Origin of the sequence: Candidatus Aquicultor sp., from assembly GCA_036504445.1 — a bacterium.
Lineage (GTDB): Bacteria > Actinomycetota > Aquicultoria > Aquicultorales > Aquicultoraceae > DASXVE01.
The window spans coordinates 32945-46055 of record DASXVE010000034.1; the positions used below are offsets into that span (position 1 = coordinate 32945).

Annotated in this window: 13 protein-coding genes; all 13 read left to right on the forward strand. The window is 51.4% G+C overall.

Annotation, left to right across the window (positions count from 1 at the left end; genetic code table 11):
* The first annotated feature begins 18 nt into the window (after window positions 1-18).
* The 13 genes from nadB (at window position 19) to lysS (ending at window position 12788) form a co-directional block, all read left to right on the forward strand.
* Window positions 19-1626: an L-aspartate oxidase gene (gene nadB / locus VGK02_11305; protein ID HEY3375627.1), complete on the forward strand. Its 1608-nt coding sequence runs from the start codon at window positions 19-21 to the stop codon at window positions 1624-1626.
* Window positions 1616-2476, forward strand: a complete 861-nt coding sequence (gene nadC / locus VGK02_11310; protein HEY3375628.1) for a carboxylating nicotinate-nucleotide diphosphorylase — start codon at window positions 1616-1618, stop codon at window positions 2474-2476. Before nadB ends, nadC begins: the two co-directional genes overlap by 11 nt.
* A gap of 41 nt (window positions 2477-2517) precedes the next feature.
* Window positions 2518-3156: a DedA family protein gene (locus tag VGK02_11315; protein HEY3375629.1), complete on the forward strand. Its 639-nt coding sequence runs from the start codon at window positions 2518-2520 to the stop codon at window positions 3154-3156.
* The gene (locus VGK02_11320) at window positions 3113-4102 is read left to right on the forward strand and encodes a biotin--[acetyl-CoA-carboxylase] ligase (protein HEY3375630.1); all 990 of its coding nucleotides are present in this window, start codon (window positions 3113-3115) and stop codon (window positions 4100-4102) included. Before VGK02_11315 ends, VGK02_11320 begins: the two co-directional genes overlap by 44 nt.
* Window positions 4103-4189: 87 nt before the next feature.
* Window positions 4190-4726, forward strand: a complete 537-nt coding sequence (locus VGK02_11325; protein HEY3375631.1) for a biotin transporter BioY — start codon at window positions 4190-4192, stop codon at window positions 4724-4726.
* 108 nt (window positions 4727-4834) lie between these two features.
* On the forward strand, window positions 4835-5470 hold the full coding sequence (locus tag VGK02_11330) for a nitroreductase family protein (GenBank protein HEY3375632.1): 636 nt from the start codon (window positions 4835-4837) through the stop codon (window positions 5468-5470).
* 159 nt (window positions 5471-5629) lie between these two features.
* Window positions 5630-6406 carry a type III pantothenate kinase gene (locus tag VGK02_11335; protein ID HEY3375633.1) on the forward strand — a complete coding sequence of 259 codons (777 nt, stop codon included), beginning with the start codon at window positions 5630-5632 and terminating at the stop codon, window positions 6404-6406.
* A gap of 141 nt (window positions 6407-6547) precedes the next feature.
* Complete coding sequence (locus tag VGK02_11340) at window positions 6548-7741, forward strand: trypsin-like peptidase domain-containing protein (protein HEY3375634.1); 1194 nt, start codon at window positions 6548-6550, stop codon at window positions 7739-7741.
* 189 nt (window positions 7742-7930) lie between these two features.
* Complete coding sequence (locus tag VGK02_11345) at window positions 7931-8551, forward strand: hypothetical protein (protein ID HEY3375635.1); 621 nt, start codon at window positions 7931-7933, stop codon at window positions 8549-8551.
* Window positions 8490-9395, forward strand: coding sequence for a hypothetical protein (locus VGK02_11350; protein ID HEY3375636.1), 906 nt, complete (start codon window positions 8490-8492; stop codon window positions 9393-9395). The genes VGK02_11345 and VGK02_11350 overlap by 62 nt, the downstream gene beginning before the upstream one ends.
* A gap of 15 nt (window positions 9396-9410) precedes the next feature.
* A complete protein-coding gene (locus VGK02_11355) occupies window positions 9411-10496 on the forward strand; it encodes a hypothetical protein (protein ID HEY3375637.1) in 1086 nt (361 codons plus the stop codon).
* Between the two features lie 262 nt (window positions 10497-10758).
* On the forward strand, window positions 10759-11259 hold the full coding sequence (greA, locus tag VGK02_11360) for a transcription elongation factor GreA (GenBank protein ID HEY3375638.1): 501 nt from the start codon (window positions 10759-10761) through the stop codon (window positions 11257-11259).
* Window positions 11260-11330: 71 nt separating this feature from the next.
* Window positions 11331-12788, forward strand: coding sequence for a lysine--tRNA ligase (gene lysS, locus VGK02_11365; protein ID HEY3375639.1), 1458 nt, complete (start codon window positions 11331-11333; stop codon window positions 12786-12788).
* Window positions 12789-13111: the final 323 nt, after the last annotated feature.

Genomic DNA, 13111 nt, shown 5'->3' on the forward strand with positions numbered 1-13111 from the left:
CAAAAATGAAAGAGGACAATGGTTCCACGGTACCTGGTAAATTTTGATACCGATTCAATCGGTCATATTGTCACTGACGTCATCGTAATCGGCAGTGGCGTCGCCGGGCTTTCTGCTGCGCTCGAGCTTTCTAAAGAGTACGACGTGGCGCTCATTGCAAAAGACGAGCTCAAAGAAAGTGCAACGTGGTACGCACAGGGGGGGGTCGCAACCGCGATAAGCTCGGACGACTCACCGAAACTCCACCTGAAAGATACGCTCGAAGCAGGCGCCGGGCTGTGCGACCGTGAAGCGGTAGATATTCTTGTGACCGAAGCGGCGGACCGCATCGGCGAGCTTATCAGGCTTGGAACGAAGTTCGATTGGAAGGGAAACCGAATCAGGCTTTCGCGTGAGGGTGGACATCGCCTGGCGCGGGTTCTGCACTCCGGTGATGCGACGGGCAGCGAAATCGAATCGAGCTTGATTCACGTGGTAGAGGCATGGAAGAGCATACAGATATTTGATCACCGGTTCGCTCTCGATCTTTTTGTCGAAGAAGGTCGCTGCACAGGGGTTTTGTGCATGGATGAACGTACCGGCGAGCTCGTTGTTCACGAGGCCAAAGCCATTATCATTGCATCGGGCGGCGCCGGTCAGCTCTATTCGGTGACAACCAGTCCGCATGTTTTAACGGGTGATGGCATTGCCATGGCGTACCGGGCAGGTGCGACGCTGGTTGATATGGAGTTTATGCAGTTTCACCCGACTGCGCTTGCTCACGATATCATGCCGCGCTTCCTCATTACCGAAGCGCTACGCGGCGAAGGAGCATACCTTCGTGACTGTAATGGCGAACGATTTATGCTTGGGAAACACCCGCTCGCAGAGCTCGCTCCACGCTATATTGTTACCGGGGAGATATTTCGCGTAATGCAGCGCTGCGGCCGCGACCATGTGGATCTTGACGCCACACATATTCCTGAAGAAACGCTGCGCGAGCATTTCCACACGATTTATACAACCTGCGCCGAATACGGAATCGATATCACTAAAGAATATATTCCAGTGTGTCCGGTCGCTCACTATACTATCGGCGGCATCAGGACCGACCTCAACGGGTGTACGAGCATACCCGGCTTGTACGCAACCGGGGAGGCAGCTTGTACCGGTGTACACGGGGCCAACCGCCTGGCAAGCAACTCGCTCCTTGAAGGTCTGGTATTTAGCAAACGGATCGCCGATGAGCTTCACCGGTGGCTCGATTTGATGAAAGACAAGGCGATCGCGTTGACGCCGGTTCACTATAACATAGATCGGTCAGAGATCGCTGTTGATATAGAGGGCGAGCGAACCTGGTTACAAAAGCTGATGATGGATCAGGTCGGCATTGTGCGCTCGGCTTCAAGCCTGCAGCACGCGCTTAACGAGCTCGGCACCAAGGGCGACGTAGTAGCCGCGGCATTCTCGACGCGAAAGGGCTTTGAGCTACAGAATCTGCTCTCTATCGCCCCGCTCATTGCCGGACCGGCGCTTGTCCGGGAAGAAACGCGAGGGGTTCACTACCGCGAGGATTTTCCAGAGGCGCGCAAAGAGTGGCAAAAACATATCGAACAACGGATTACGGAGGACATTGTTGCAGTCTAATCTATCATTTGCAGAACGACTTGATATACAGATAGAGCGCGTTGTGCGCGAGGCGCTCGAAGAGGACCTTAACCAGGCGGGCGACGTTACATCGAAAGCGGTTATCGATCCGGGAACCTCAGTTCACGTCGAACTTTTGGCAAAAAGCCCCGGAGTAATAGCCGGACTGCCGGTTGCCGCGCGTGTTTTTGGATACCTTGATGCGGAGGTCGAATTCATGCCGCTTGTATATGATGGCGAGCGCGTTGATGCGGGTACGCGTATTGCCGAAGCAACCGGAAGCGCTGTCGCAATCCTTGCAGCCGAACGGACCGCACTTAACTTTTTACAACACCTCTCGGGCATTGCTACGGAGACAGCCCGGTACATAGCGGAAATCTCTCAATATGAGGTCGAGCTTTTAGATACCCGAAAAACAACCCCCGGCTTACGGTATCTCGAGAAGTATGCGGCAATGGTCGGTGGAGCCGTTAACCATCGCTTTGGGCTATTTGACCAGATACTTATCAAAGACAACCATATCAACATCGCGGGCGATATCGGTAAGGCGGTATGCCGTGCGCGCGATGCTTATCCTAATCTTAAGGTTGAGGTAGAGACAGAATCGCTTGCCCAAGTTGCGGCCGCTGCCGAAGCGGATGCCGATATCATATTACTCGATAATATGGATACCGCGATGCTTGCCGAAGCGGTGCGGATCATCAACGGCAGAGCGATCACCGAGGCGTCCGGCGGTATTACGCTTGCAACAATAAAAGCCGTGGCGGCCACCGGTGTCGATCGCATTTCATCCGGTGCGATAACGCAAGCCGCAAAACCACTCGACATTTCGCTCGAGGTTATCAGGTAAATCTCAAACCTTTCCAACCAAATCCGGTATAATATCAGGACATGGAACAGCGAATTATAGACGTGCTAATTACATATTTAAGCGCATACGGCTACTATATCGTGTTTGCCGCGTTGCTTTTGGAGAACTTCTTCATAACCGGTTTAGTGATACCGGGAGAGACCGTACTCTTAATTGCTGCGGGGTTTGCAGGTCAGGGCTCGCTCAACATCGTGTATGTTATGCTGACCGCTATGATGGCGGCTATCCTTGGCAATATTGCTGGGTATTTCATAGGCGAGCGCGGCGGACGGCCGCTTATAGAAAAGTTCGGCGGACAGTTCATTTCGCCCGAGCGCATAACCGCAGCCGAAGAGTATTTTGACGTACACGGGCCCAAGACCGTCTTTATCGGCAGGTTTGCCGCCGGCGTTCGCGTATTTGTGCCGCTCCTGGCCGGAGCTTCACGCATGAATTTCGCGAAATTCATAGCATATACAACTGCGGCGGTTATCACATGGACTATTGGTCTCGGGCTTATCGGGTTTTTCTTCGGCGAGAACTGGCAATTAGTTAAAGAGCTGCTTGGTAGGTTTGGCGTCGCTATCCTTGCCATCGTAGTTGCCTTCATAGCTTTCTATGTTGTGAGGAGGCGACGTGAAAGAGCGCTCAACCGAAGCGATGATAGTGCAGGCGCTTAAAGACGCGCAGGCGGCGGGAGTGGGTGAGTACGTTTCCGGGGAAGAGCTGGCGCGGCGTACAGCGATTACGCGTGCCGCCATATGGAAGCATATCAAAAATCTTAAAAGCCGCGGTTATGACATCGAAGCCGTTCGGCACCAGGGATACCGTTTGGTCGCGACTCCTGACTCGCTCAGCCCCGAACAAATTACTCCGTTACTCATGGGATCACCTATCGGTGCAAACATTGTATATCGCAAGACGGTAGACTCAACGAACGATCTAGCCAAGGAGCTTGCTGAAAAAGGCGCACCTGAAGGCACGGTAGTTATCGCAGAGGAGCAAACAAGCGGAAAAGGGCGGCTTGACCGCGGGTGGGTATCGCCACCCGGCGGCATCTGGCTCTCGGTGATCCTCAGGCCGGAGACACCGCTTATGGAAGCCGCAAGGTTTACACTCCTTGCCGCGGTCGCCGCTGCTAAAACAATCGAGGCACTCGGCCTTATGCCGGAAATCAAATGGCCGAACGATATCCTGCTCGACGGTAGAAAGGTAAGCGGCATACTTCTTGAGCTGAACGGCCAGCTTGGGAAGGTCAACTATCTCGTTATCGGCTTCGGAATTAACGCGAATATCGATGAAGATCTGCTGCCGCCTGAAATCAGAGCCGGTGCGACGACGTTGCGGGCATGCACGAGCCGGATTGTCGATCGCCGGGCAATCGCGGTTACATTACTTACACAACTTGAAGATGGCTACCGGCAGCTCACTAGCGGCGGCTGGGATGCTGTCCTGGCAGAGTGGACCAAGCGGTGTCGGATGATCGGAAGGACCGTTCGGCTCGCTACCTTCCATGGAAATATCGACGGCGAGTTTACCGGTATCGACGAATTCGGAGCGCTCGTCCTACGATTGCCGGGTGGGCAGCTGAAAACCTTTTCCGCCGGCGACGTTACTCTCCTATGAGGATGCTGGATACTTGACTTGCAGGGGCTCTTGTATGACAATGTAAACCTATAGTAATATGCGGTTTACAATTATGAGGAGCTTCCGGTGAACAGACCTCTTGCAACATCCGGCATGGTAAAAGCGGCTCTTTTGGCTGCGCTTATTGCCGCTACATCACAGCTGAGCATCCCGCAACCGTTCAGTGCTGTTCCGATTACGTTACAAGTATTTTTCGTGTTGCTTGCCGGGGCGGTCCTCGGCCCCCTGTACGGTTCGCTCAGCATGGTAGTCTATGTTTTATTGGGGCTTGCCGGGCTGCCCGTATTTGCGAACGGCGGCTCCGGCATCGGCACTCTTGTCGGTCCCACCGGTGGTTATCTTATCGGTTTTATTCTCGCAACCGGTGTTATCGGTTGGATAGTATCCGCCGGTAAAGCCTCGATGGCGCAGATATTGCTGGCGATGGGAGCGGGAATTATCGTAATTTATACGTGCGGTGTGATGCAGCTCTCGTTTGTTGCTAAGATGGCAATCGGGCAGGCGATTATCGCCGGCGCGGGGCCGTTTATCGTGCTTGATTTTGCAAAGGCCATCGTAGCGGCACTCGTCGCAAAAAGGGTTATACGTTCGCAAGCTACCTGATTGGTGCCTTGTAATCAGCGTTTAATACTTCAGATAATATTGTAAGCACTGGTAGGACGGTATATTATAATAGTATTAAGAGCTGGCCGCGATGGGCGGTGAGAGACTATGGCTATAGGAAAAACGGACTCCACACACCGAACAAACCAAACGGATATGCCGCTTGAAGAGGCAATATTCTCACGACGCAGCGTGCGCACGTTTCTAGCCGATCCGGTGCCGAAAGAAGTGGTTGAGCGCGTATTACAAGCCGGTATAGCCGCACCATCGGCGCTGAATAGCCAACCGTGGCGTTTCATAGTCGCAACCGGGTCAACACGTGATGAATTCGTAAAGATTATTCGAAAATTCCCGGCATATCTCGCCGATATCGTAGCTCTGGTTCGGGGAGAATCGAGTTTCGACGTCGATGATGAGAAGGTCACGAGCTTTGCAGATGACCTTGGCGGGGCACCGGTTATTATCTTTGCAACCATACCTAAGAAAACCAACCAGTATGCAAAGCGGCTCGATCTTATCGGTTGTGCTTCCGCTATCCAGAACATGCAGCTCATTGCCTGGTCGTTGGGATTAGGCAGCGTGTGCTTAGCCACGGGGATATGGGTCGAATCTGAGATCGCCCAGGCGCTTGAGCTTAAAGACAGCGAGATAGCCAGTATTATGGTGCTCGGCTACAGAGAATCGGACCCGCAGGCTCCCGCAAAAACTCGCCAGGACACCGTGATTACCTGGTTAGATACCTAGCCGGATCGTTTCCACCTTCCATTTAAATGCTAACACGACTGCGGTATTGCCGTATTACGAATGACAGTTTTTGCTTGAGCTAAACCGAGTCAAGTCGTATCATGTACAGAGAAATTGAGATTCGGTTGCTTTAGATGATTAGTACAGGAGTGAAGAGATATGGCGGGTAACACCCTGCTTGCCATAGATGTGGGAAACACCCATACCGTTATCGGTTGTTTTGAGGACAGGCAACTCAAGGCACAATGGCGGATCGCCACGCGGCGTGAAGTTACCGCTGATGAGCTTGCCTTGATCATGGCCAACTTATTCCAACTTAACCGTTTCTTTCTTGGTGATATCACCGGCGTCGTCATTGCTTCGGTCGTGCCGCCGGTTACAACGTCGCTCATAGAGATGGCGACAAAGACGTTTACGGTTGATTGTCTTGTGGTCGGGCCGGACACTGATACCGGCGTGCCGATTCTCTACGACAATCCGCAGGAAGTCGGCGCAGATCGCATAGCTAATGTTGTCGCCGGCTATGAGATGTACGGCGGACCGCTTGTTGTGGTCGACTTTGGAACCGCTACAACGTTCGACGCGGTCTCAAGCCGCGGTGAATATCTGGGAGGCGCAATTGCCCCGGGCATCGAGGTTTCATCCGAGGCGCTCTTTCGCAGGGCGGCGCGTCTGTCAAAAGTCGACCTCGTGCTCCCCGAGCATGCGATTGGTAAAACAACCAGAAGCAGCATTCAAGCAGGTATTATAATCGGTACCGGAGGCCTTGTAGATCGAATAGTCGATCGCATCGAGGCAGAAATGGGCGAGCTCAAAGACGTCGTCGCGACGGGCGGGCTTGCCAAGCTTATTGCCCCGGAATGCAAAAGGATCACCCATGTTGACGTTGCACTTACCCTGACAGGATTGCAGCGTATTTACGAGCGAAACAGCTAGCACAGGCATAACGCTCTCCGGTAAGGCTATCAAGCTCTTACAAGATATTCACACGACGTTCACAACATCTTCACACAATGTGCGCATAATTACTTGTAGCCTTATACATTCTTTATCTTGTTGAGGAAAGGAAGGAAGTTTATGTGGAAAACAGTAGCTATGAGCTTTGTTTCCGCTGTGTTGGGAGGCTTGCTGGTGTTTTTTGCGATGACCGGCATGTACCCGGCACAACAGAAAGTGCAGCAAACAACAGAACCGGTATCGCTAACGAAGACGGCGGGCCTTAAGCAGGATACCGGCGGTTTTGCCCCAGACGAGATATATAAGCAGTTCGGGCCGGGCGTTGTTCATATCAAGTCGATCTTTACGACGCAGCGCACGGATTTCTTTGGTTTCCAGCTACCACCGCAGCAGAATGAAGCCGACGGGTCAGGTTTTATCGTTGATAAGTCCGGTCTCATCGTGACAAACGCACACGTGGTGCAGGATTCTAATACCACGTCGAATAAGATCACGGTCTTATTGAGCAACAACGAAGAGGTGAGCGCCAAACTGCTTGGCACTGATCCGAGTACCGACCTTGCACTTTTAAAGATCGATCCGGCCGGTAAAAACCTCAAAGTTCTGGACCTCGGAAATAGCTCGAAACTCGAAGTAGGCAATACCGTGTATGCGATCGGCTCACCGTTCGAGCTTGACGGTACGATGACCCAGGGAATAATAAGCGCCCTCAATCGCACGATCGATTCTCCGAACGGCCAATTTAAAATTCGCGGCGCCATCCAAACCGACGCGGCGGTCAACCCGGGCAATAGCGGAGGGCCGCTCTTTAACGCGCAAGGCGAGGTTGTCGGTATTAACTCACAAATCGCATCGAACTCAGGGACATTCGCCGGTATCGCGTTTGCTATTCCGAGCAATACTGTGAAATCGATTATCAAAGAGATCGAGAAAAACGGTAAAGCAAGCCATCCGTGGCTTGGAATCTCAGGTATGGACATCACGGCCGCCATGGCGAAGCAACTTAAGCTTCCGGTTACAGGCGGGGTTATGATCGTTCAGGTTATGCCGGGCGGCCCGGCCGACAAAGCAGGCATTAAGGGCGCGACACAGAGTCTCGTAAACAACCAAACCGGTCAGCAGATTCCTATCGGCGGCGACGTTGTTACGAAAATCAACAACGAAAAAGTCACTACGATGGATAAGATCCTAAACTTCGTCGAAAGCCACAAAGTGGACGACTCGATTACTCTGGAAATATACCGTGGTAATGAGAAAAAAGACATCACGTTTAAGCTTGGCGAACGCCCGCAAAATTTTACGATTCAGAATTAGAAATAAATAATAATCGATGAATAAATTAAAAGTCCCTGGTCAGTATGCCCTTTAGCGGCAAGCGGAGCAGGGCCTTTTGTATTGAACTATCGTCGCGGTTGGTTTAGAATGTACACATAATTGTGCACAAACTAAAGGCTAGCATCGTGCGTGTAAGCTGTTCGAGCTTGGTATGTGAGGTAACAATACATGCGCCAGAAAATGCAGAAAATGAGACTGTTACGCATCGGCGAAAAGATTATTGACCGCGACCGGTTGACTGATGTTGTCGGCGAGATTTTGCATCGTCGCGCCATCGGCGCGACACAACAGGAAGTAGCGGTCGCGATGGGCCTCGAGCGGGCGTTTGTTTCACACCTGGAAGGCCTCGGAGAAGTGCGAAGGGGCAACCGGATTGCGGTTATAGGGTTTCCCATCGCGAACAAAGAAGAGCTCGAGCACGTCGCTCACGAGCACGCCGTCGATTTCGTATATCTTTTGAGCGAAACAGAACGTAATGAGTACGTACACAAAAATAGCGGGGCCGAGCTCTTTAATGAGATACTCGAGCTCCTGGCACGTCTTAGGGACTTCGATGTTGTTGTTTTTCTAGCATCTGACAAGCGCATCGAGAATCTTGTAAAAATCCTCGATCGGGAAGTTATCGGCGTCCCCATTGGTGATTCACCTATCAAGCGTGACCGCAAGGTTAAGGCCGAGGTCCTCAGTGAGATCCTGTCCAAGGTATCTGAAGATAAGGGGTTAGATATTGAAACGGGTAGTAAGCGCAAGTTTAGGATCTTCAAAAAGAAATCATCAGGTCATAACTAACTTGCTCGATGAAGAATTTACAATCGAGCGCATTGGGACCGACGGCGATTTCGATAAAGCGAAGGCCATGCTCAGAAGTCTCGATGGCAATGTCGATGCGATCGGCCTCGGCGGCATCGATCTCTACCTGTATGCCGACGGCAAACGGTACGCGATTCGCGATGCAAAAAAACTCTACGATGTTGTTCTCAAGACGCCGGTGGTCGATGGAAGCGGTCTAAAGAATACGCTTGAGCGCGAAGTCGTCCGCTACCTGGCCCATGACGCAGGCTTATCCCTATCTGATAAAAAAGTGTTGATGGTAAGCGCAGTCGACCGGTTTGGGATGGCCGAATCGCTGCATGAGCTCGGTTGCGACATCCTCTTCGGAGACCTAATTTTTGCGCTAAATTTGCCGATCCCGATACACACGATGAGGTCGTTCCGAGTCCTCGCCAAGGCGCTCCTTCCCATTGTAACCAAGCTGCCGTTTAAAATACTGTATCCAACCGGCAGCAAGCAGGAAAAAGAGCCGTCCGAGAGCTATACTCGCTATTACAGGGACGCCGACGTTATTGCCGGTGATTACCTGTTCGTTCGCAAATATATGCCGCGGGATATGAAGGGCAAATGGATTCTAACCAACACGACCACAGCGGCGGATGTTGCCGACTTAAAAGAGCGCGGCGTCGAGTATTTGATTACTACGACACCTGTATTTAACGGGCGCTCGTTCGGCACGAACGTTCTTGAGGCCGCGCTGCTCGCCCTCCTTGGTAAGAGCTGGGAAGAAGTAACGCCTCAGGATTACCTTGACGTTCTGAAGAAGCTCGATTACAAGCCGCGAATTGAGAAGCTGAACTAATAAACAGGAGATTTGATGGAGACTTTTGGTTTTCTAGTCCATCCTATGGACATCGAAGACGTGGTAAAAAAATATAAGATTGCAAAAAAAATCTCACCCAAAGTCGTGGGGAGCATTTTGAAACGCCGCCGGCCGTTTGTTATATCCGAAGTCTCCGGAATTAAATCGAAAACCGGTGCCGAGGCGATCGGCTGGTTCATTGTCGTGCCGTTTTTACCGCACCAATTCACCGATCTCGATGAAGATTACGTGATCGAGAAAATCGTAAAAGCATGTGACGTCGGACGAAAAGAAGGCGCAAAAATTATCGGGTTGGGTGCGTTTACCGCGATTCCCGGCGGCGGCGGCAAACTGGTTGCCCAGGCAAGCAGGGTACCGGTAACCACGGGCAATACCTATACGGCGGTTCTTGCCAACGAGGGAGCAAAAGCTGCCGCACGCAAGATGGGTATCGAACCGGCAGCCTCAACGCTTGCCGTTGTCGGCGCAACAGGCTCAATCGGCAGCATCAGCGCCGAGGTGCTTGCAAAGGATTTCGAGCAAGTGATTCTTATCGGGCGCGATAAAAACAGGTTGGAGACCCTCAAAGAGCGCATTGCTAAAGACAACGAAAATGTTGCCGTAATGATTTCAACCGATCTTTCCGCCATTCGTCCTGCCGATGTTATCGTGACGGTTACCGGTGCGGCAAAGGCGGTAATCAGCCCGGATGATGTGAAGGCGGGCGCTGTCGTCTGTGACGTTGCTCGACCGCGCGACGTTTCCGAGATACTCGCACGACGCCGCAACGACGTTCTTGTCATTGACGGCGGTATTGCGCGGGTCCCGGGCAACCCCGATCTCGGCCACTATGTCGGGCTGCCGAAGGGGATGGCTCTCGGGTGCATGGCCGAGACTATTATGCTCGCACTTGACCAACGCTACGAAAACTATACAATTGGCAAAGACATAAGTCGCAAAAAACTTGAGGAAATGTCGCAGATTGCCGCCAAGCACGGTTTTAGACTTGCCGGTTTGCGGGGTTTCGAGAAGAAGCTATCAGATGCGGCCATCGAAAAGATCCGTCAAAACGCACACCACGAGGCAGTTGCAAATATTTAGCGGCATGCCTATGCTGTGGTGTTTCTGCTAAAATTAGCGGAGTATTCTGCCGATAATATGTAAATAATATGTGTCGCGCCACCGCAACCAAAGACGGTGGCGGCATGTTTTTTAAGACGATTTGCGGAAACTATATATTATTTTGACGGAAATTATAGTTTCTTTTGACAAGTCTGAAGCATTTTTCTATAATACTTAGCTAGCTTCCAGTGAAGCTAGCACTTTTTAAAAAGTGCTTCTTACAGTAAAGGAGCGGGAAGTTTTGCCGGAGAAAGAGATCATCCTTACAAAAGATGGCTACAACAAATTAATAGAAGAATTACGCTATCTTGAAACAACTCGTCGTAAGCAGGTCGCGGCGCGCATCAAAGAATCCATCGAGTTCGGAGACTTAAGCGAAAACTCCGAGTATGATGATGCCAAGAACGAGCAGGCATTCGTCGAGGGTAGGATTATACAGATTAACGACATGCTCTCGATGGCTAAGATCATCGAGGACAACGGGGTCAAGTCGAGCAAAGTTGCGATTGGCTGCCATGTTACACTGCTCGATGTCGAGTCTGGTGACGAGGAAGAGTACCACATCGTAGGCTCATTTGAAGCCGATCCAACGAATCACAAGATTTCCAACGAATCACCGGTCGGTCAGGCCATTATGGGTAAAAAGGCAGGAGAGGTCGTTCAAGTCCGCGTACCCGATGGTTTCCTGGAGTACAAGATTTTAAAGATTAAGTGCAATAACAACGGTAACCATAAGAAATAATGGAAAAAGAATCGCAGACAAGTGGGCCCGAATTGGAAAAAGAAACTCAGGCCGAAGACATTAGCGAAGTAATGAGATTACGACGCCAGAAGCTTGATCGAATCATAGCTTCTGGCGATGTTCCTTTTAAATCGAAATTTACCCGCACAAACCTCATTGCCGATATCATCAGCGAGCATCAAGACATTGCGCCCGGAGAGCACGTGGACGGCGAAGTCACGGTTGCCGGGCGTATAATGGCAATACGCCGTCACGGTAAAGCAAGTTTTATCGTGCTCAAAGACCGCAGTGCAAGCATGCAGCTCTTTTTGTCACTGGGCACACTCGGCGAAGATCGCTATAAAACCTTTCTCGAATATGACATCGGCGATATCGTAGGTGTGTCCGGTATCGTCTTTAAGACGCGGCGCGGTGAATTATCCGTCGATGTCAGGGATTACACGCTGCTGACCAAATCATTGCGACCGCTGCCGGAAAAATGGCACGGTCTCAAAGACGTCGAGGCGAGATACCGCCAGCGCTACGTAGACCTCATTATCAACCAGCAAGCGCGCGATACCTTACTGACCAGGACGAAGATCATCAAAGCGATCCGTCACTGGCTCGACGAGCGAGATTTTATCGAAGTCGAAACGCCGATGCTGCAGGTTGTACCGGGCGGTGCAACCGCGCGGCCGTTTATCACGCATCACAATGCGCTCGACATCGATCTCTATATGCGAATCGCCCCCGAGCTCTACCTAAAGCGCCTGATTGTCGGCGACATGGAGCGCGTGTACGAACTCAACCGCAATTTTAGAAACGAAGGCCTGTCGGTGCGTCACAATCCCGAGTTTACAATGCTTGAGGTATACCAGGCGTACGCGGACTACCACGATATGATGAACCTGACCGAGGAACTCATCAAATACGCGGCGGATCAGGCGACGGGTACGCTCAAGCTTACATATCAAGGCCAGCCGGTCGACCTCTCAGGAAACTGGCAGCGCCTTACGATGATAGAATCGATCGAAAAGTACGGCGGCGAAGCCGTGTCATTCGACCAAGATTCGGACGAGCTTCGCGCTATTGCGAAAAAGCACGGCATCGAACCGGACAAACGCTGGGGCAAGGGTAAGATTATAAACGAGCTGTTCGAAAAACTTGTCGAAGGCAAGCTCTGGCAGCCGACATTTATCACCGATTATCCGGTCGAGATCAGCCCGCTCGCCAAGAAAAAGCCGGACGATCCGAACGTGACCGAACGGTGGGAGTTAATCGTTATCGGTATCGAAGTAGGTACGGCGTTCTCCGAGTTAACCGACCCGATAGACCAACTGAATCGCTTCGAAGCGCAGGTTAAGACGAGCGTGTATGATGAAGAGGCACCAAAACAGGTCGATGAAGATTACGTGCGCGCGCTCGAATACGGAATGCCGCCGACCGGTGGTATGGGTTTGGGCATCGACCGTCTTGTTATGCTTTTGACTGATAACTACTCAATCCGAGAAGTCATCGGGTTCCCACACATGCGCCCAGAAAAAGCGTAAGCAGCAAAGTTTTCCCTCGAAGTTTCAACCGGCGTACGGTTTATTTAAGGCATACCGGCGCGCGCAAAATCCGGCCGAGAAATTAATACAAATAATTGTCGATATTACGGTTGTCTTTTTAAGGATTTTGGGTAAGGATACCGATAACACGTTGTATAGCCGATCACAAGGTTGCTTTCGCCGTGTCGCAGTAGACGTGGTAAAATGGTCTTAACTGTTTGTCGCAAAATATTTGTGGGCATATTACAGTTAGTAGCTGCGCAAATAAATCAAGTGAAGGTGCATTTGCATATGGCTCTACTAGGAATTATGGAAGGGAGATA